The organism is Aeromonas sp. 600276 (assembly GCF_049175815.1).
GTDB classification, from domain to species: Bacteria; Pseudomonadota; Gammaproteobacteria; order Enterobacterales; family Aeromonadaceae; genus Aeromonas; species Aeromonas dhakensis.
On the sequence record NZ_JAAKVU010000007.1, the window covers coordinates 15379 to 35543 of the forward strand.

The following is a 20165-nucleotide window of genomic DNA, read 5'->3' on the forward strand; positions in this document are numbered from 1 at the left end:
CGCGGGCGCTTATTCGTCTTCCAGATAGGCGTAGCCTTGCAGACCCAGCTCCAGCTCTTCGAGCAGGGCCTTGCGAGCCGCGTCGTCCAGCGCCGGGTGGGAGACGATCCGCTGGTAGTTCTCGCGAATGACGGACGGGTCGATGTTGACGTAACGCAGCAGCTGGTCGACGGTGTCGCCGCGCACCACGTTGCGGATGTCCATCTTGCCTTCCTCGTCCAGCCACACTTCTGCGCAGTGGGTGTCACCGAACAGGTTGTGCAGATCGCCGAGGATCTCCTGATAGGCGCCCACCAGGAAGAAGCCGACATGGCACTCTTCATTTTCACCGTAGACCGGCATCGGCAGGGTGCTTTCCACACCCAGACCGTCGACGTAGTGCTCGACCTGACCGTCGGAGTCGCAGGTGATGTCCATCAGGATGCCGCGGCGGGTAAGCGGACGCTCAAGGCCGGAGAGCGGCATCACCGGGAACACCTGACCGATACCCCAGGCATCCGGCAGGGACTGGAACAGGGAGAAGTTGGCAAAGCACTTGTCGGCCAGTTTCTCGGAGAGCTCGTCGGCCAGCGCGCGGTGGTTGCGGTTGACCGGGTTGAGCATCTCTTTGAGCGCCAGACAGGTGTTCTGGTGCAGCATCTCGGCCCAGGCGCGTTGCTCGAGGTTGAGCAGACCCATGGTGTACTGGGTGTTGACGTCACCCAGATCTGCCACCGAGTCGTGGAAGATCTCCAGCAGGGAGGGATCTTCGCCGCGCAGGTCCAGCCAGCCTTTCCACATGTTCTGCAGAATGGTGGGCGCATCCTCGTCCGGCGCGCTGATGTCGTTCATCTCCACCCCTTCGGCACCAATGATGTTGGTGACCAGCACGGCGTGGTGAGCGGTCAGGGCACGGCCGGACTCGCTGATGATGGTCGGGTGCGGCAGGTCGAACTCGCGGCACACGTCGCCGATGCCCCACACCACGTTGTTGGCGTACTCGGAGAGGCTGTAGTTGGCGGAGCAGTGGCTCTGGGAACGGGTTCCCTCGTAGTCCACGCCCAGGCCGCCACCCACGTCAACCACTTCGATGTTGGCACCGAGGCGACGCAGTTCGGCGTAGAAACGGCCGCACTCGCGGATACCGCCCTGGATGTCGCGGATGTTGGCGATCTGGGAACCCAGGTGGAAGTGCAGCAGCTGCAGGCAGTCCAGCTTGCCCAGGCCACGCAGACGCTCGATCAGCGCCAGGATCTGGGAGGCGGACAGACCGAATTTGGACATGGAGCCGCCGCTCGATTCCCACATGCCGGAGCCGGTGGAAGCGAGCTTGGCACGCACCCCGATGTTGGGCTTGATGTTGAGGCGAGCTGACTCGTCCAGCACCATTTCCAGCTCGGAGGGCTTCTCCACCACGATGTAGACCTTGTGGCCCATCAGGTTGCCCAAGAGGGCGTGGCGGATATATTCGCGGTCTTTGTAACCGTTGCAGACGATCACCGAGCCTTGCTCATGGTGATGGGACAGCACGGCCAGCAGTTCCGGTTTGGAACCAGCTTCCAGGCCAAGCCGGGGCTTGTCGCTGTAGGACTGGCTGATGGTCTCGATGACGCGACGCTGCTGGTTTACCTTGATCGGGTAAACGCACAGGTAGTCCCCTTCATAGCCTGACTTCTCGATGGCCTGACCGAAGGCGTTGAACAACGCATCGACCCGGCTCTTGAGGATGTCGGGGAAACGCAGCAGTACCGGAGTGGTCAGCCCGGATTGACGCAGTTGTTCGATGGCATCGGAGAGCACGATCTGTGCGTCAGGGCGTGACTTGTCGGGAGCGACGGTCACATGACCGGCGTCATTGATGTTGAAAAAACCCGCACCCCAGTAGGGAACGTTGTAGACCTTCAAGGAGTCCTTGCTGGACCAGTTAGTCATGGGCTATGCCTCGCAAATGAGCGGCCGGTGGCCGCCTTCGTTACCCTCAATCACATCCAGACCATCGATGAGCAGGTGCGGCGCGCCGAAGCGGCCTGCGGGCGAGCAAGGCAAGACGTCCGGCACCGGGCGCTGACGCCGCGGGTTGACCTGAACGTTCACCTGTCGCCACCTCCCTGGTTCATCGCGGCAAGCCTAGGCTGCCTGGTGGATCTTGGGGAAGTAACGAGTCTTGATGTGGGGCTGGTGGCTTTACATCAAGCTCAACGGTATGCGGTGCTGCAATCAGCGCCGCGGTACTTTGATGACAAACGACATCAGCCACGTCGTTCGTTCATCATTCGGCAGCCGTCACGACAGCAGGGGAGGGTTTCAAGGAAGAGATGCGAAGGCGTCAGCACGCAAGCGTGTTGATAGACGACAACAACCACAGCCAGCTCACCGCCAGTGACCGCCCATGACAAGGGAAGATGATGAGCCGATGGCTCACTCGGTCAGCCGGAAAATGAGAGTCCGTTGTTCTCCCTGATACCGGAGCCTAACCGGTATTAAAGAAACCATACCCTAGCAGTGTCTGTCGTTTCTGCGTGCCTCGCCCTATAGGCGTATGATCCTGCGGGAGTCTGGCGGCCTCTGCCTGCTCAGGGTTACCCTTGGATCGGCGCGGAGTGTACACACTTACCGCCAGCGGTGACAATAAAAAATAGTGTTCAAAAACAGCTTTTCATAAGGCGATCAAATCTTGCCGCCAGCGGGCTTGGCAAGCGGGGGAAGAAGTCCCGCCACGCGCCCTTTTTCACCCTGAAAATAACCCCGTCTGGCCCGTCCTCGCCCCTCCCCCGCCACCAAGGGCATTGACGGAAAAATGAGTCCTATCACAAGCCGCTTAAAAATGCGGTTGATGGACCATTTTATGCTGTTATTGATATCAACAACCACAGCCTAAACCACCTTACACCTTTCCAACCCGATCTTCGCCAAAAAATGTGGCAAAAACTGAGCTGACGCAAAAAGCCCCGCCGCCAGATTGGCCACAATGACCCTCCACCACAGGTTTGAGGCTTGCCAATGGATACCTTGCTTGAGCGTTTTCTGCGTTACGTGACTTTTCATACCCGCTCCGATGCGACCAATCCCGTCTGTCCCAGCAGCGAGGGACAGCTGGTCTTCGCCCGCGCCCTCTGTGACGAAATGACGCAGATGGGGCTGAGCCGGGTCACCCTGGACGAGCACGGCTACCTCACCGCCTGCCTGCCGGGCAACCAGCCGGACGCGCCGGCCATCGGCCTCATCGCCCACATGGATACCGCCGACTACGAGGCCGAGCAGGTGGTGCCCCAGATCATCGAAAACTATCAGGGTGGGGACATCTGCCTGGGCAAGGGTGACGAGGTGCTGGCCATTCGCGACTACCGTTTCCTGAAAAACTACCTGGGACAGGTTCTCATCACCACCGACGGCACTACCCTGCTGGGGGCCGATGACAAGGCGGGCATCGCCGAGATCCTCACCGCCATCGACCACCTGCTGGCCCACCCCGAGATCCCCCGCGGCGATGTCTGGCTTGGTTTCACCCCGGACGAGGAGATAGGCCGCGGCGCCGACCGCTTCCCGCTGGACCGCTTCCCGGCCCGCTGGGCCTACACGGTGGACGGCGGCGAGCTCGGTGAGCTCGAATACGAGAACTTCAACGCCGCCGGCGCCACCGTGCGCTTTATCGGCAACAACGTGCACCCCGGTACCGCCAAGGGCAGCATGATCAACAGCCAGACCCTGGCCGCCCGCTTCCACGCCGCCATGCCCGCCGAGCAGACCCCGGAGTGCACCGACGGCTATCAGGGCTTTTTCCACCTGGCCCAGATGAACGGCACAGTGGAGGAGACCTGCCTGCACTACATCATCCGCGACTTCGACGACGAGGGCTTCGCCGCCCGCAAGGCCCAGCTCAAGGAGCGGGTCGCCTCGTTGCAGCTGGAGGCGCCCAAAGCGCGCATCGAGCTCACCCTGACCGACAGCTATCGCAACATGCGCAGCCAGATCGAGCCGCACATGCACATAGTCCAGCTGGCCAAGGCCGCCATGCTGGCCGCCGACGTGGCGCCAAAGATAAAACCCATTCGCGGCGGTACCGACGGCGCCCGGCTCTCCTTCATGGGGCTGCCTTGTCCCAACCTCTTTACCGGTGGCCACAACTTCCACGGCAAGCACGAATTCATCCCGCTGCAATCCATGGAAAAAGCGGTCGCCACCCTGGTGGAGCTGGTGCGCCTGACTTCGTCCTGGCGCGACTAAACCGGCTATCGTCACCGCCATGATCAAAGCATGACCAAAGAGGGGAGCCGGTTAACCGGCTCCCCTCTTTGCCATCAAACTGTCATCCCGCTGCCATGGGGCGGGAACAAAAGGGCGTCATGCTAGGGCAACGACTCATCGGAGCCCAGCCCATGTTCAGTGTCGATGCCCTGTTACAACAACACCTGCCCCGCCTGTCGGCCAACGACCTGCTGCACCCCCTGCTTCGACAAGGGCTGCGCTGGCTGCTGCACGAGCAGGCGTTTCAACGCTTCGCCGCATGCCACCCCCATCTGCGCGGACTCGACTTCGTCGAGCAGGCACTCACCGAGCTCGACTTCGACTACCGGGTGAGCGAGGCCCAGCTCGAGCACATTCCGGCCAGCGGCCGGGTCATCATAGTCGCCAACCACCCCATCGGCTCCCTCGACGGGCTGGCCCTGCTGCGCCTGCTCGGCCGCATCCGGCCGGACGTCAAGATAGTGGCCAACCAGTTGCTGGCCCAGCTGACGCCGCTGCGACCCCTGCTGCTGCCGGTGGACAACCTGGGGGGCAAGACCGACAGGCGCGCCATCCTGGCGATGGGGGAACACCTGGCGAGCGAAGGGGCGCTGGTGATCTTTCCCGCCGGCGAGGTGTCGCGCCTCGGCCCCAAGGGGGTCAAGGACGGCCCCTGGCAATCAGGCTTCATCAAGCTGGCCCAGCGCACCCGTACCCCGCTGGTGCCGATCCACCTGGATGGGCGCAATGGGCTCTCCTTCTATCTCGCCGCCTGGCTCAACAACGACTGGGCCGGGCTGTTGCTGGTCAAGCAGCTGTTTCGCCAGCAGGGCAAACGCATCGCCATCACCATAGGTGCCCGCATCCCGGTGAGCGGGGTGCAGGAGCTGCCCGCCAAGAGCGCGGCCCGGCTGGTGCGCAGCCACCTCTATCGCATCGGGCGCGGCAAGCGGGGCTTGCTGGCCACCGAGGCCCCCATCGCCCTGCCGGAGGAGCGCCGTCAGCTCAAGCAGGCCATCGAATCCTGCGAGGCCCTCGGCCACACCCCGGACGGTCAGGGGATCTATCTCTACCGACGCCACGAGCTGAGCCACTCGGTGATCCTGCGCGAACTGGGACGCCTGCGGGAGATCGCCTTTCGGGCAGTGGGGGAAGGCTCCGGCAGACGGCGGGATCTCGACACCTTCGACGATGACTATCACCACCTCATCCTCTGGGATCCGGCCCGGCTCGAGATCATCGGCGCCTACCGTTTCGCACCGGTGGCCGAGCTGCTGGCCAGCAAGGGGCTAGGCGGCCTCTACAGCCACACCCTGTTTGGCTTTGAAGAGAAACTACTGCCCAGGCTGGCGCTTGCCATCGAGCTTGGCCGCAGCTTCATCCAGCCCGCCTACTGGGGCAAGCGGGGGCTCGATTACCTCTGGTTTGGCATCGGCGCCTATCTGGCCCGCTATCCCCGCTATCGCTACCTGTTTGGCCCGGTGTCGCTCTCCGGCAGCCTGCCGGTGGCGGCCAAGGATCTGCTGGTGAGCTTCTATCGCCAGCACTTTGCCCCCGAACTGGCGCTTGCCCCCTCCCGCCGCCCCTACCCGGCCACACCGCTCCTGTTTGCCGGGCTGGATTACGGCGCCGATCTCAAGGAGCTCAAGGCCCGCCTCGACAATCTGGGCTGCGCCATTCCCACCCTCTACAAGCAGTACTCCGAGCTGTGCGAGCCGGGCGGCGTGCAGTTCATGGATTTTGGCATCGACCCCGACTTCAACCACTGCATCGACGGCCTGGTGTGGGTGGATGTGAGCCGCCTCAAGCCCCACAAGCGGGCCCGCTATATCGGCCTCCCCGCCGAAGATAAGCCGGGCACAGCTGCCGACCGTTGAGCGGACGCCACAACGAGAGAGGGAGGCCTGTGCCTCCCTCTCTTTGTCATTGATGCTGCGGTTTACTCTGCAGTCGGTTTGCGATCGGCGTGGCCCAGATCGCGCTCTGGGGCGATGAGATCGCGCACCCGTTGCTTGATCTCCTTGGCCTCGGGGAAGCCCTCGTCCGTCACTCGATCCCACACCTGCACCCCGTCCACCAGGATGCGAAACTCCCCCTTGCTGGCCGGCACCAGCGCCACCTCCCCCAGCTCGCTGTCGAAGGTGGAGAGCAGCTCCTGGGCCAGCCAGGCGGCGCGCAGCATCCAGCGGCAGAGGGTGCAGTAGCGGATCTCGATGCGGGGTTTGGGGGTGGACAAGGTCGTCTCGCTCATGTGGTCACTCCATCAATGGCGACAATAAAAAAGAGGCTCACTGGGTGACCCCGTGGAAGTCGGCCAGCCAGTGGCGGGCAATAGTGCGCATGGTCGACTGCGGCAGGTCGAACAGACCGGGGGCCAGCGGCTGCAACGCCAGCTGGCGCACCCCTTCGATGATCTCCGCCAGCACCAGGTAGACATATTCGCCGATGACGGCGCCGTGGACGAAGTTGACCGCCTCGCCCCGGTTGAGCAGGAAGATGGTGCTGCCGTCGGGGCGGGTCAGCGCCAGCACGTGGGGGCACACCTCTTCGCTCGGCCAGGGCAGCTGGGCGAGACAGAACGCAAACTCATCGTCCGCCGAGGTGACCGAGGCGACCATGGTGCCGGGGCGCAGCCGCTGCAGATCCGCCAGGTCCAGCGCACCGTTGCCGGTGGAGCAGATCACCAGCTCGGCCCGGCTGAGGGCCTCGGCCTTGCCCACCAGCTTGAAGCCGTGGGAGAGCGCCTCCACCTGGCGCAGCACGTCGGTCTCCACCAGCTCCAGATGCAGGTTGCGGCACCTGAGCTCGCGGGCGATGCTGCGCCCCACCTTGCCGTAGCCAAACAGGGCGGCCTGGCAGACATTGAAGGTGCGGTTGAGGGTGCGGGCCAGGGATTCGGCGGAGTAGACCACGCTCAGGCCGATCTGGATATCCTCGGCCTGCTTGAGAGGGCTGCGCGCCACCGAGATGACCGGAGTGGACAGCACCTCCTGCTCGTAGCGTTGATGGCCGTTCTCGGTCATCTCCACCACCCCGAGGAAACGGGGGCCGAAATACTCGCTGAGGGTGGCCTGGGTTCTGGCGAAATAGCCGCCGATATCGAGAATAATCAGCCGCTCATGGGGCGCCACCAGCGGGGCTATGTGCTCGATCACCCCCTGCGGGGTATTGGTCCACTGACGGTTGAGGGGCAGCACCGGATAGTGCTGCTGGGCCCAGGTCAGGGTCGGTCCGTGAACTGACTTGGGTTTGGGCAGGATGGCGCCGATCCGCCCGATCTGATCGAGGGCCTGGATAAACTGGGGGCGATCGGGAAGCAGATGGGTAACCAGCAGGATGCAGAGACCGTCGAGACGTCCCTGCTCGGTGAAATGGCGAAAAAACAGATGCTCAGATCCTTGACTGCGCAACTGTGGCCTCCTTAGCGCGCCGCAAACAAGCAGGCAAACAGAACCCGGTCAGACCGGGTTCTGTGTGTGTCCAGATAATTGAAAATCCTTTTTATCTGAAACCACTATGGGGCTCAATCTTTATCTGTACAGACTATGACGAAGTCGGCAACTTTTGGGTTAATTGCCTGTTTTTTATGCTAAAAATCAGTAAAGAGAGGCCTCTGGCCACACCTTCCACAGACTCAGACCCGCCCCTACGCCCGCCAGCAGGATCAGCAGGGCCCAGCGCTGGAACCAGGGTTTGTTGCGCAGTGCCCACTCCAGCAGCGGCAGCAGCCAGACCGGTAGCAACACCAGCAGCGGCACTTCCACGTATTGCCAGGCGAGCATCTGCATAAAGGCCAGCGCCAACCCGAGCGCCGCGGGCGCCACCTGGCTGCCGGCAAAGGCCCCAAGCAGAGCACGGAAACCGGCGAAGGCCGCCAGCGCACCGGCCAGCTGGGCAATCAGCAGGCTGCCGTCGATGCCGATCACCAGTGCCAGCCAGATGAAGCCGAGGGCAAAGCCGAGCCCCTCGCGGCTGTCACCGCGCAGTCCGGTCCATCCCAGCCAGCCAATGGCGGGCAACAGCGCCAGCCAGATGGCGGGCTCGCTTGCCAGCACCGAGGCCAGCCCCTGCCACCACACCAGCGTCCCGAGTGCGGCAAACAGCGCAAGCGCGGCCCGCTGGTCGGCCAGCTGCGCCGCCAGGGCGGGCACCAACAGGGTGAGTGGCAGCCATTGCCACGCCTTGACCGGCAGCCCGTAGGCACCGCCCAGCAGGCAGCCCACCAGCCAGAGCGCCAGGGCGCCCCACAGATACCCCAGCCGCGGCCAGCGCCACGACAGCAAAGCGGCCCCCAAAGGAGCCGCCAGGGTTTGAAGCAGGAGTGCCGCGCCCATTACTTGCGCACACCTTCGACAAACAGTGCGATGGTCATCTCGTCCGGAATGTTCGGCACCATGTAGTTCACGCCAAAGTCGCTGCGCTTGATGGTGGTGGTGGCGTTGAAGCCGCTGCGGTAGCCGCCCCAGGGATCCTTGCCTTCACCGATGTGAACCAGATCGAAGGCCACTTCCTTGGAGACGCCGTGCAGGGTCAGGGTGCCTTTCAGCACGCCCTTATCCTTGGTGCCCTCGTAGCCGGAGCTGACGAAAGTCATCTTGGGATACTGCTTCACGTCCAGGAAATCGGGGCTGCGCAGGTGTTTGTCGCGTGGCTCGTGGTTGGAGTCCACGCTGGCGGCATCGATCTCGAAGCTCGCCTTGGCCGCTGCCGGGTTGGCATCGTCCATGCTGAAGGTGCCGCTGAAGGTGTTGAAACGACCCACCAGCTCGGAGAAGCCGAGGTGTCCCACCTTGAATTGCACCGTGGTATGCGCCGCATCGACGTCGTAATCGGCTGCCATCAGGGGCGCCGCCATAAACAGGCAGGAGGCCAGCAGGGCCTTGGTCATCTTCATCCGTTCGTTCCTTCATATTGGGGGTTCACAACAACAGCCAAGATGCTAACCTCCATACCGGATATAGATAATCAGCGATTTATTAAAATAATTATCAACTGAGAGTGAAAGATGGACCAGATTGCCGCCATGCGCACCTTCATCAAGGTGGTGGAGTGTCAGAGTTTTACCAAGGCCGCCAACCAGCTCGGCATCTCGGTCGCCATGACCTCCAAGCTGATGCAGCAGCTGGAGGAGTCGCTCTCCACCCGGCTGCTGTCGCGCACCACCCGCCAGGTCAACCCCACCGAAGCCGGCCAGTTCTACTACCAGCGTTCCCAGGCGCTGCTGGCGGAACTTGAAGAGACCCACAGCCAGCTGACCCGCAACAACCAGCAGCCCCAGGGCACCCTCAAGCTGTCGGTACCGATGGATTTCGGCTACCTGCACCTCTCCCCCGCCCTGCCGCTGTTTCGCGAACGCTACCCGGATCTGAAGCTGGAGATAGAGTACAGCGATCGACGGGTGGCGCTGGTGGAAGAGGGGTTCGATCTGGCGCTGCGCATCGGCAACCTGCCGGACTCCTCCCTGGTGGCCAAGCCGCTGGCCATGATGCGGCTGGAGGTGTGCGCCAGCCCGGCCTATCTGGCCCGTCGAGGCACGCCGAGCACCCCGGAGGATCTCAAGCAGCACGACTGCTTGCTCTACACCCTGACCCAGCCGGACTGGGTGTTCAAACGGGATGGCGAGCAGCTGAGCGTGCGCCCGCAGGGGCCGCTGCGGGCCAATAACGGGGTGGCCCTGACCAGGGCGGCCTGCGACGATCAGGGCATCATCTTGCAGCCCACCTTCATCGTCGGCGATGCGCTGCGCTCCGGCGCCTTGGTGTCACTGCTGCCGGAGTGGGAGAAGGGGCAGGTGGGGCTCTATGCCCTCTATCCGCACCGCCGTTTCGTCTCGGCCAAGGTGCGCTGTTTCATCGAATTCGTGCAGGAGCGCTATCTCGCCCCCCACTACTGGGATCGCAAGGCTTAAGACCTTTGCAGCGACCGAGGTGACGGGATGGCTATGAGGCGGCGTTATCGGCAGGCAGCGGCAGCTCGGCCACCAGCAGCAAGTCGCGCAGGCTCAGCTGCCAGCGCGGCAGGCGCTGGCGCAGGGTCGCCAGCTGCGCCTCGTCAAAGGCATAGGGCAAGGTGACGTGCAGACAGTGGCAGTCGAGCATGCCGGCCAGCTGCAGGGTCAGGATGAGGTTGGCCTCGTCGGTCTTGTGCTTGTTGATGCGTTTGGCCAGCTCGTGGCGAAAGTGGGTCTCGGGATCCTGGGTCATCGCCTGCCAGCCATAGCCAAACAGCGGAATGAAGGCGCTGACGATGCCAAGGGCGGTGAGCGGCTGCTTGGGCGGGTGATAGAGGGCGTTGAGATCCAGCTCGATGGGCGTTAGATGCAGCTCACGATTGCCGGACAAAATATTATTACTCATTGGATAACCCTCTTGATTCCACTAGACTTCGCCGCATATTTGACCTGACATGCCAACGAGGTGCTGATGCTAAGCGATATCGAGATCTCCCGCCAGTCCCCCCGTCTCTCCATTCACGCGCTGGCCGAGCGCCTCGCCATCCCTTCGCACCAGCTGAGCCCATACGGCCACTACAAGGGCAAACTCAGCCTCGACCTGCTCAAGTCGCTCCCCAAACCGGCGGGCAAGCTGGTGCTGGTGAGCGCCATCACCCCCACCCCGCTTGGCGAGGGCAAGACGGTGACCACCCTGGGCCTCTCCATGGGACTCAACCACATCGGCCAGCCCAGCATCGCCACCATCCGCCAGCCGAGCCTCGGGCCCGTATTCGGGGTCAAGGGGGGCGCCGCCGGTGGTGGTCACGCCCAGGTGGTGCCGATGGAGGAGATGAACCTGCACCTCACCGGTGACTTTCACGCCCTCACCGCCGCCCACAATCTGGCGGCGGCGGCCCTCGATGCCCGCCTGTTCCATGAGCGCAAACTCGGTGACCAGTTCAGCGCCAGAACCGGCCTGCCTCGGCTCGATATCGATGCAGACAACATCCTCTGGCCGCGCACCCTCGACATGAACGACCGCGCCCTGCGCCACCTCACCATCGGCCAGGGGGGCGCCGCCGACGGCGTCGAGCGCAGCGATCGCTTCGTCATCACCGCCGCCTCCGAGCTGATGGCCATTCTGGCGCTGGCGAGCGATCTGAACGATCTGCGTGCGCGCATCGGCCGCATCCAGCTGGCCCGCGATCTGCACGGCAAACCCATCACCGCCGAGCAGCTGGAAGTGGCGGGCGCCATGACGGTGCTGCTCAAAGAGGCCCTGCAGCCGACCCTGATGCAGACCACGGAGCAGACCCCGGTGCTGGTGCACGCCGGCCCCTTTGCCAACATCGCCCACGGCAACTCCTCGGTGATCGCCGATCGCATGGCCCTCGCCCTCACCGACTACGTGGTGACCGAGGCAGGCTTTGGCTCCGACATGGGGCTGGAGAAGTTCTTCAACATCAAGAGCCGCCAATCCGGCCTGACCCCGGCCTGCGTGGTGCTGGTGGCGACGGTGCGCGGGCTCAAGGCCAACAGCGGCCTGCTCGACATCCGCCCGGGCCAGCCGCTGCCCCAAAGCCTGCTGGGCGAGGATCTGCCGACCCTGACGCAGGGCTGCGCCAACCTCGGCTGGCACATCGCCAATGCCCGCCGTTACGGCGTGCCGGTGGTGGTCGCCATCAACCGCTTCCCCACCGACAGCGAGGCCGAGCTGACCTTGCTGGCCCGCGAGGCGATGCAAGCCGGCGCCTCTGGCTGCGCCATCTCCCACGCCTTTACCCAGGGCGGGGCTGGCGCCAGCGAGCTGGCCCGGGCCGTGGTGGCCGCCTGTGAGCAACCGGGCCAGGTCAAACTGCTCTACCCCGACGAGGCGAGCCTGGACGCCAAGCTGGCCACTTTGGTGGAGTGCGGCTATGGCGGGCGTGGCGTGCAGCTCTCTGAGCGCGCGCGCCGCCAGCTGGCGCAACTCTCTGCCGAGGGGTGGGGCCACCTGCCGGTCTGCGTGGCCAAAACGCCGCTCTCCATCAGCCATGACCCGGCCCTCAAGGGGGTGCCGACCGACTTCGAGGTGCCCATCGAGGAGGTGAAGCTCTGCGCCGGCGCCGGCTTCGTCTATGCCCTGGCGGGCCCCATCATGACCATGCCGGGCCTTGGCAGCCTGCCAGCCTACCGCCATATCGATATCGACGAGAACGGCGATATCGTCGGGTTGAGCTGATATCGGCTTTGATGCCTGACCAGCAGCCCCCTGCAAACGCCAGAAACAACAAGGCCCCGTCACTGGACGGGGCCTTTTGCTATCAGCCAAACGCTCTTAGAGGGTGAAGCGCTGGGTCATATGGTGCAGGGTATTGGCCAGCTTGCTCAGCTCGACACAGGCCTGGGCGGTCTGCTGGGCCCCCAGGGCATTCTCGTCCGCCGCATTGTGGATGTTGACGATGCTGCGATTGAGCTCCTCGGTCACCGCATTCTGCTCCTCGGTGGCGGTGGCGATCAGGGTGTTCATGTCGGTGATCTGGGTGACGGCACCGTTGATGGTGTCGATGCTGTTGCCCGCTTCCCGTGCCAGCCCCACGCTCTCCTGCATCTGCTGGCGGCTCAGTTGCATGGCGCTGCCCGCCTCGGCGGTGCGCTCCTGCAGTACCTCGATCATCTTGCTGATCTCGGCGGTGGAGTTCTGGGTGCGCTGTGCCAGGGAGCGCACTTCATCGGCCACGACCGCAAAGCCGCGCCCCTGTTCACCGGCGCGCGCCGCCTCGATGGCCGCGTTGAGGGCCAGCAGGTTGGTCTGCTCGGCAATGCCGCGAATGACATCAAGCACCATGCTGATGTTGGTGCTGTCCTGCTCCAGCTGCTGCACCACGGCGCCCGCCTGCTCAATCTTGACCGACACCTCCTCGATGCTGCTGATGGCGCTGCGCACCACCTGGTTGCCCTGGGTCGAGGTGCGGGAGGCATCCTTGGCGGCGCTCATGGCGTCCGTGGTGTTGCGGGCTACCTCGTTGACGGTGGACTGCATCTCGTTCATGGCGGTGGCAACCTGGGAGACCTCGCTCTGCTGGCGGGCCATGCCGGTAGCGGACTGCTCGGAGATGGCACTCACCTCCTCCACCGCGCTACTGAGCTGGCTCACGGAGCCGGCGATCTCACTCACCAGATCAGCAAGCGAACCCTGCATGCGGTCGATGGCGGCGCCGAGCTGACCCAGTTCGTCACGCTTGAAGCGATTGCCGCGGATCCACTCCTGCAACTCGCTCTTGCCCAGATCACCGCTCGCGATGCGCTGGGCCTGGCGGGCCAGCATCACCAGCGGATCGCGAATCTGGCGGGTCAGCACGGTGGAGAGCGCCCCCGCCAGCAGCAGACCCAGTACCAGCGCCACTATGATGCTCAGCTTGGCGCTGTCAAACGCAGCCACCACCTGGGCACGGGAGCCCACTGAGTAGCCGTGGTTGATGCGGATCAGATCCCCCACCGACTTGGCCAGGTTGGTGTAGAGGGTGATCCCCTCGCTCATGAACAGCTGCTGGGCCTCGGCCAGCTGGCCGCCATCCTGCATCTGCCGGATGCGCTGGTGCAGGGCCACGTACTTGTCCCAGTCCTGCTTGACGATGTCGAAGGTGCGCCGCTCTTCCACGTCCTCCGCCCAGATGGTGGCATCGTGCGCCTTGACCTGCCGGGCGACCTCTTGCAGGGTCTGCTCGCCAAGGTCGCGATAGTGGGCTTTCTGCTGCGGATCGGCCGCCACCAGAAACACATCCAGTTCATAGCGGCGCAGGGTATTGATGGTCTCGCCCAGGGTACTGGTGCGCACCACGGCGGGCAAAATGCTGTCGGTAAAGCCGATGGCGGCCCGGTTCATGTTGCCAAACTGCAGCAGCGAGAAGCCGCCGATAAAGGCAATCATCAGGCCGAGCATGGCAAAACCCGCGGTGAGTTTCTTGCCAATGGTCATGGTACTGGTATTCATGGCATGTCCTGGATATGAGTGAACAGATAACGCTCGTCTGAACCGTACGCATACGGCCCGCTGTCACCGCCTCCATGGCGGCTCATCCAGCCTTGATGAATATATGTCCTTGCATGAACGAGGCGACATTTTTTACAAGATGCCCGGCTGAGCGCAGGTCTCTTATCGACAGACCCACCCGGCCAAGAGAGCAGCCAAAGCCTGGCACCTTGAAGACTTGAACGCACTCCCGAAAGATGCGCACAAGCCATAACGGGATATATCGACCGGGGATGTCCATCCCTTGAGGAAAATTGTCGGTGCGACCACCCGGCAGCCAGCGGACCGTCAGGGGCAGTGAAAAAGAGGGGAAAGCGAGGAGACATGCCGCAGTGGCGACACATCTCCTGGCAGATCAGCCTTTCAGACCGGCCAGAAACTCGGCACGGGTATCGGGCTGGGTCTTGAAGACGCCACCTAGGGAAGTCGTGGTGGTGTAGGAGGTGGAGTCCATCACGCCGCGGGCCTTCACGCAGAAGTGGGTCGCCTTGATGCTGATGGCCACATCCTTGGTGCCGAGCAGGGTCTGCAGCGCCAGCAGGATCTGCTGGGTCAGGCGCTCCTGCACCTGGGGACGGCGGGCAAAGAACTGCACGATGCGGTTGATCTTGGAGAGCCCGATCACCTTGCCGCGGGGGATGTAGGCCACGTGGGCCAGCCCGTCGATGGTGACGAAGTGGTGCTCGCAGGTGCTGGTGAGGCTGATATCCCGCACCATGATCATCTCGTCCACCTTCATCTTGTTCTCGATCACCGTCACCTTGGGGAAGGTGGCGTAATCGAGGCCGGAGAAGATCTCGTTGACGTACATCTTGGCGATGCGGTGCGGTGTCTCTGCCAGACTGTCATCGGCCAGATCCAGCCCCAGCGTCTCCATGATGGCGCGCATGTGGCCCTCGATCTTCTCCCGCTTCTGCTGGCCGTCCAGGGTATTGGCCACCAGAGGTGTTTCGAGGCCCTCGGCCTCGAGGGCGGCCCTGACCAACAGGGCTTCCCGACTTAAGCTCGTCATCTTGTTCCTCTCCCACGCTCAGGGACTATGATGGCCGCCTCGCTATGACGGCACTCGGTTGTGGCGCAATAGTAGACGGCGATTATTGTCATAATTCAAGCTAACTCAAGCCCGTTCCCTGACTTTATGCCAATCTGGCGGCTTTTACTTCGCCGGCGCTACCCATACGGGGGGAGGCGCGCTGCCCGGTCGCTGCCTATCTGTACAGCCAAACGGTTTTATCCTGCTGCAACCTGCCCATCGGCATGGATTTTTGGGATAATCCGCCCTTCACACCCCCTCCATCACACAATGAGGTCATGACATGGGATTTGATACCAGCGGACTACTCCCCCTGAGCGACGCCCTGCAGGGCATGCTGGCACAGCTTGACGGCTGCTGCGACAGCGAACAGTTGCCCTTGCCGCAGGCCCTTGGCCGGGTACTCGCCGCGGATATCGCCTCCCCCCTCAGCGTGCCCCCGTTCGACAACTCCGCCATGGACGGTTATGCGGTGCGGCTGGCTGATCTCGCCAACGGTGCCCCCCTCATCATGGCGGGCAAGGCCTTCGCCGGTCAGCCCTACCCGGGTGAGTGGCCCGCCGGCCACTGCGTGCGCATCATGACCGGCGCCCCGGTGCCGGCCGGGACGGATGCGGTGGTGATGCAGGAAGAAACCCAGGCCGACGGCGACAGGATCACCTTTCTGACCACCCCGGTGCCCGGCCAGAACATTCGCCGCCGCGGCGAAGACATCCGCGAGGGCGCCAGCGTGCTCGCTGCCGGTACTCGCCTCACCGCCCGGGAGATGCCGCTGCTGGCCTCCCTCGGCATTGCCACCGTGTCGGTGCGCCGACCGCTGAAAGTGGCCATCTTCAGTACCGGTGACGAACTCAAACCGGTCGGTACCCCGCTTGCCCACGGCGACATCTACGACTCCAACCGCTACGGCGTGCGGGCCATGCTGGATCGCATGGGCTGCGATTGCCTCGACCTTGGCATCATCCCAGACGATCCGGCTCAGCTGCGCGCAGCCTTCCTGAAAGCCGACCGCGAGGCCGACGCCCTCATCACCACCGGCGGCGTCTCGGTGGGGGAAGCGGACTTCACCAAACAGCTGCTGGAGGAGCTCGGCGAGATCGGCTTCTGGAAGCTGGCCATCAAGCCGGGCAAGCCGTTTGCCTTCGGTCGCCTGCCCCACGCCTGGTTCTTCGGCCTGCCAGGCAACCCGGTCTCGGCCATGGTCACCTTCGATCAGCTGGTGCAACCTGCGCTGGCCAAGCTGGCGGGTCAGCGTTTCGAGCGCCCGCTGCAGCTGCAAGCCACTGCCGCAGAGCCGCTCAAGAAGGCGCCGGGCCGGCTCGACTTCCAGCGCGGCATCCTGACTCAGGGGCCAAACGGCCTGGAGGTGCGCAGCACCGGCTCCCAAGACTCCGCCGTGTTCAGCTCCCTGTCGCAGGCCAACTGCTACATCGTCCTTGAGCGAGAGCGGGGCCGTGTCGCTACTGGGGAAACCGTCACCGTCGAACCGTTCGGGGGATTGCTGCTGTGAGCGAGATCCTGAGCGACGCCGAGCTCTTGCGCTACAACCGCCAGATCATCCTCAAATCCTTCGACTTCGAGGGGCAGGAGGCGCTCAAGCAGGCCCATGTGCTGGTGATCGGCGCTGGCGGCCTCGGCTGCGCCGCCAGCCAGTATCTGGCGGTGGCCGGGGTCGGCCGGCTCACCCTGGTCGATTTCGACAAGGTGGAGCTCTCTAACCTGCAGCGCCAGGTGCTGCACACCGATGAGCGCATCGGCCACGACAAGGTGGACTCCGCCGCCCACGCCCTGCGCGCCCTCAACCCCTGGCTTGAGGTGGAGACCCACGCCGCCGTGGCCGACGAGGCGCTGCTCGATGCCCTGTTGCCCCACCACCAGCTGGTATTGGATTGCACCGACAACCTGGCCATTCGCAACCTGCTCAACCAAAAAGCCCGCCAGCACGGCGTGCCGCTGGTCAGCGGCGCCGCCATCCGGCTGGAGGGACAAGTCTGCAGCTTCACCTGGCAGGAGGGGGAACCCTGCTACGCCTGCCTCAGTGCCCTGTTTGGCGAGCAGGCCCTCACCTGCGTCGAGGCTGGGGTGCTGGCACCTGTGGTGGGTCTGGTAGGCAGCCTGCAGGCGCTCGAAGCCATCAAACTCTTGGCGGGGATGGGCCGCAGTTACAGCGGTCGCCTGCTGATGATCGACGGCCTTGGCGGCACCTTTCGCGAGATGAAGCTGCCCAAGCGCCCCGACTGCCCGGTCTGCTCGCACGGGTGAATCACCTCAACAAGCCTTTACGCCAACAAAAAGCCGACCCTTGGGTCGGCTTTTTTATCCATCTTTGCTGTCTACCTACCTCAATGGGTTGAGAGGATCCGCTGCAACAGATGATTGAAGCCGGAGGGATCTTCCGCCGGCCAGGCGTGGTGGCCATTGGGCGTGTGGATGGTGGCGTTGGGCAGAGAGGCGAACTGCTCCACCCGTTTGGCGAGCGGCAGATAGTCGTGGCTGGTGGAGATGATGGCCACCGGCTGCCAGATGTTGCCAAGCCGGGCGCGCACCGACCAGCCTGGCAGCGCCTCCAGCAGCGCCTTGTAGGTTTTCTTCTTGTTGCGCACGAAACGCAGCCGGAAGGTGTGACGCACCTGGGCAAGGTCGGGGCCGGGAAAGAGCTCGCGGCCGAGCCACCAGGCGAGTGGCCGCAGGCCGAACCAGCGCAGCCACTTGAGGCGCTGGGCAAAGCGCTCCTGCTCTTTTGGGGTCTCCAGCAGAAATTCGCTGCAGCCGTTGACCAGCACCAGCCCCTGCACCTTGTGCGGCAACTGCAGCGCCAGCTCCAGCGCCACCATGGCCCCCAAGGAAAGCCCCACCACCCAGGCGGGCTCAGGCTGTTCGTCGAGCCAGTTCACCACGTCCGCCGCCAGGGTTGCCACGTCGAACGGCCCCTCCTGCATGCTCTGGCCGTGGCCGCGCAGATCCAGCGCCACCACCCGATAGTGTTCGGAAAAGCGTTCGATCTGCGCCTGCCAGTCGAGGCTGGAGGAGCCCAGCCCGTGCAGCAGCAACAACAAGGGGCCCTCCCCCGCGCTGCGCAGGGCAAGACCGTTGGATTTCATCACCTGATTGCGGCGCATCAGTTCATTGCCTCTCGACTCATCCGCTGAACCATCCTGATTTTCTGCCTCTTCTGCAATCCGCTCAACCCTCGCTGACCAGACTCACCGCCTTGATGTAGGCGTAGATCTGCTGATTAGGGGCGAGCGCCAGCCGTCTGGCGGAGCGGCTGGTGATCCGGGCCAGCAGTATCTGCTGACCCAGCGCCAACTGCAACAGGGTCTGACCGGGTCGTACCTCGCGTTCGGCCAGCAGTCGGGTGGTGAGGCAGTTGGAGAGGCTGGAGTGTTCGATGGGGGCGGTGGCGATTACCACGTCCCGCCCGGCCACCTTGATCTGCAAGGGGCCGCCATCGTCCGGCACCTGGGTCATGGTGACCCGCAACTGCTGCTCGCCGAGCTGCAGGGTCGCCATCTGCTCCTCTTCATCGTAGTGAGAGAGGCTCGCCGCCAGCATCACCCCGGCGTCGTCGCGACTGGCAAGCGAGAGATCGGTGCGTGCAAAGATATCGCTCGGCCGGCCTTGTGCCTCCACCCGGCCATCCGCCAGCAGCACCAGCTGATCGCAGAGCAGGCTCACCTCCTCCATGGCGTGGCTGACGAAGATCATCGGAATGCCGCTCTCCTGCTGCAAACCCTTGAGCACGTGGGCCTGATGGATGCGGCTGCGTCTGTCCAGCGCAGAGAAAGGTTCATCGAGCAGCAGCAGATCGGGCTCGGCCAACAAGGCCCGGGCCAGTGCCACCCGCTGGCGCTGGCCGCCGGAGAGGCCGTGGGCCGGCTGGGGCAGCAGTTCGGCAAAACCGAGCCGGGTCGCCAGCGCCTCGGGTTGCCAGCGCCCCCGCCCCTTGCGGGCCGCCAGTTGCAGGTTGCCGAGCACGCTCAGATGGGGGAAGAGGCGCGAATCCTGAAACACCAGGCCGATGCGGCGCGCCTCGGGCAGCAGATCGCTCAGCGCCCTGCCCTGCCAGTTCAACGTGTCGCCCGGTGCACGGTCCAGCCCGGCGATGATGCGCAGCAGGCTGCTCTTGCCGCAGCCGGAGGGGCCGAACAGACCGAGGATCCCCCCGAGCTCCAACGCCAGTTCACAATCGAGGGTAAAGGCGCCGAACGCCCGCCTTGCCTTGAGTTGCAGCGGTTTCGCCTTGCCGATGTCGCTCATCCGAACAGCCTCCGTTGCCGGCGCTGCAGCACCCCGTACACCAGCACCAGCATCACCAGCGAGAAGCCCATCAGGCCGCCCGCCAGCAGGTGGGCGTTTTGATAGTCCATCGTCTCCACGTGATCAAACAGGGCGATGGAGAGCACCTGGGTCTCACCCGGGATGTTGCCGCCAATCATCAACACCACCCCGAACTCCCCCAGGGTGTGGGCAAAGCCGAGCGCCGCCGCCATCACGAAGCTGGGCAGCGTCATCGGCAAGATGATGTGAAAGAAGCGCTCCAGCGGGCCGAGCCCCAGGGTGGCGGCGGCCTCCAGCTCCTTGTTGCCCATGTTGACGAAGGCGGAGGTGAGCGGCTGCACCACGAAGGGGAGCGAGTAGAGGATGGAGGCGAGCAGCAGACCGGTAAAACTGAAGGCGAGCGGCGCCCCGAAGGTGTCGCGCCACCAGGCGCCCAGGCCATAGGAGGGGGAGAAGGCCAGCAGCAGATAGAAGCCGAGCACCGTCGGCGGCAGCACCAGCGGCAGCGCCACCAGGGCCTCCACCACGGGTCTGAGCCTGTGCTGGCTGCGCGACAGCCACCAGGCCAACGGCGGCGAGAGCAGCAGCAGGATGGCGGTGGTGCTGGCTGCCAGCCTCAGGGTGAGCCAGACCGCCAGCAGATCCCCTTCACTCATCGGACTCACTCCCAACGCCAGATCCAGCACCAGACACATCGATTGAGC

At 64.0% G+C, this 20165-nt stretch carries 17 protein-coding genes; 6 read left to right on the plus strand and 11 right to left on the minus strand.

Annotated elements, in window-relative coordinates:
- Positions 1–9 precede the first annotated feature (9 nt).
- Positions 10–1911, minus strand: coding sequence for a biosynthetic arginine decarboxylase (speA, locus tag G5134_RS08730; protein WP_017766029.1), 1902 nt, complete (start codon positions 1909–1911; stop codon positions 10–12).
- Positions 1912–2979: 1068 nt separating this feature from the next.
- Between speA and pepT the strand changes: the two genes are divergently transcribed.
- Both pepT and G5134_RS08740 read left to right on the plus strand, forming a co-directional pair.
- On the plus strand, positions 2980–4203 hold the full coding sequence (gene pepT, locus G5134_RS08735; RefSeq protein ID WP_065018719.1) for a peptidase T: 1224 nt from the start codon (positions 2980–2982) through the stop codon (positions 4201–4203).
- Between the two features lie 152 nt (positions 4204–4355).
- Entirely contained in the window at positions 4356–6080 is a 1725-nt protein-coding gene (locus G5134_RS08740) for a lysophospholipid acyltransferase family protein (protein ID WP_065018718.1), read from the plus strand.
- Between the two features lie 62 nt (positions 6081–6142).
- On the opposite strand, the gene G5134_RS08745 is transcribed toward G5134_RS08740, so the two are convergent.
- The 4 genes from G5134_RS08745 to G5134_RS08760 form a co-directional block, all read right to left on the minus strand.
- Positions 6143–6454 carry a SelT/SelW/SelH family protein gene (locus G5134_RS08745; RefSeq protein WP_065018717.1) on the minus strand — a complete coding sequence of 104 codons (312 nt, stop codon included), beginning with the start codon at positions 6452–6454 and terminating at the stop codon, positions 6143–6145.
- A gap of 37 nt (positions 6455–6491) precedes the next feature.
- A complete protein-coding gene (locus G5134_RS08750; RefSeq protein ID WP_025201906.1) occupies positions 6492–7613 on the minus strand; it encodes an adenosylhomocysteinase in 1122 nt (373 codons plus the stop codon).
- Between the two features lie 186 nt (positions 7614–7799).
- Positions 7800–8537, minus strand: coding sequence for a hypothetical protein (locus tag G5134_RS08755; RefSeq protein WP_065018715.1), 738 nt, complete (start codon positions 8535–8537; stop codon positions 7800–7802).
- Positions 8537–9097 (minus strand): YceI family protein, encoded by a 561-nt coding sequence (locus G5134_RS08760; protein WP_010634427.1) that lies wholly within the window; start codon positions 9095–9097, stop codon positions 8537–8539. The genes G5134_RS08755 and G5134_RS08760 overlap by 1 nt, the downstream gene beginning before the upstream one ends.
- A 111-nt stretch (positions 9098–9208) precedes the next feature.
- On the opposite strand from G5134_RS08760, the gene G5134_RS08765 reads away from it, so the two are divergent.
- On the plus strand, positions 9209–10111 hold the full coding sequence (locus G5134_RS08765) for a LysR family transcriptional regulator (RefSeq protein ID WP_017409884.1): 903 nt from the start codon (positions 9209–9211) through the stop codon (positions 10109–10111).
- Between the two features lie 31 nt (positions 10112–10142).
- On the opposite strand, the gene G5134_RS08770 is transcribed toward G5134_RS08765, so the two are convergent.
- Positions 10143–10559: a hypothetical protein gene (locus tag G5134_RS08770; RefSeq protein WP_065018714.1), complete on the minus strand. Its 417-nt coding sequence runs from the start codon at positions 10557–10559 to the stop codon at positions 10143–10145.
- A 66-nt stretch (positions 10560–10625) separates the two neighbouring features.
- Here G5134_RS08770 and G5134_RS08775 point away from each other — a divergent pair, with 66 nt between their 5' ends.
- Positions 10626–12356 (plus strand): formate--tetrahydrofolate ligase, encoded by a 1731-nt coding sequence (locus tag G5134_RS08775; protein WP_065018713.1) that lies wholly within the window; start codon positions 10626–10628, stop codon positions 12354–12356.
- A gap of 96 nt (positions 12357–12452) precedes the next feature.
- Here the strand turns inward: G5134_RS08775 and G5134_RS08780 are convergent, their stop codons facing one another.
- Together G5134_RS08780 and folE are read right to left on the minus strand one after the other, a co-directional pair.
- Positions 12453–14108 (minus strand): methyl-accepting chemotaxis protein, encoded by a 1656-nt coding sequence (locus tag G5134_RS08780; RefSeq protein WP_065018712.1) that lies wholly within the window; start codon positions 14106–14108, stop codon positions 12453–12455.
- Positions 14109–14502: 394 nt separating this feature from the next.
- Complete coding sequence (gene folE / locus G5134_RS08785) at positions 14503–15159, minus strand: GTP cyclohydrolase I FolE (protein WP_005299391.1); 657 nt, start codon at positions 15157–15159, stop codon at positions 14503–14505.
- A gap of 304 nt (positions 15160–15463) precedes the next feature.
- On the opposite strand from folE, the gene moeA reads away from it, so the two are divergent.
- Both moeA and moeB read left to right on the plus strand, forming a co-directional pair.
- The gene (moeA, locus tag G5134_RS08790) at positions 15464–16690 is read left to right on the plus strand and encodes a molybdopterin molybdotransferase MoeA (protein ID WP_065018711.1); all 1227 of its coding nucleotides are present in this window, start codon (positions 15464–15466) and stop codon (positions 16688–16690) included.
- Entirely contained in the window at positions 16687–17442 is a 756-nt protein-coding gene (gene moeB / locus G5134_RS08795) for a molybdopterin-synthase adenylyltransferase MoeB (RefSeq protein ID WP_195878340.1), read from the plus strand. The genes moeA and moeB overlap by 4 nt, the downstream gene beginning before the upstream one ends.
- A gap of 80 nt (positions 17443–17522) precedes the next feature.
- Here moeB and G5134_RS08800 read toward each other — a convergent pair whose 3' ends face one another.
- The 3 genes from G5134_RS08800 to modB all read right to left on the minus strand — a co-directional run bounded on the left by G5134_RS08800 (position 17523) and on the right by modB (position 20117).
- Positions 17523–18299, minus strand: coding sequence for an alpha/beta fold hydrolase (locus tag G5134_RS08800; RefSeq protein ID WP_017766042.1), 777 nt, complete (start codon positions 18297–18299; stop codon positions 17523–17525).
- A 64-nt stretch (positions 18300–18363) separates the two neighbouring features.
- Positions 18364–19440, minus strand: coding sequence for a molybdenum ABC transporter ATP-binding protein (gene modC, locus G5134_RS08805; RefSeq protein ID WP_065018709.1), 1077 nt, complete (start codon positions 19438–19440; stop codon positions 18364–18366).
- The gene (modB, locus tag G5134_RS08810) at positions 19437–20117 is read right to left on the minus strand and encodes a molybdate ABC transporter permease subunit (RefSeq protein ID WP_011705491.1); all 681 of its coding nucleotides are present in this window, start codon (positions 20115–20117) and stop codon (positions 19437–19439) included. The genes modC and modB overlap by 4 nt, the downstream gene beginning before the upstream one ends.
- Positions 20118–20165: the final 48 nt, after the last annotated feature.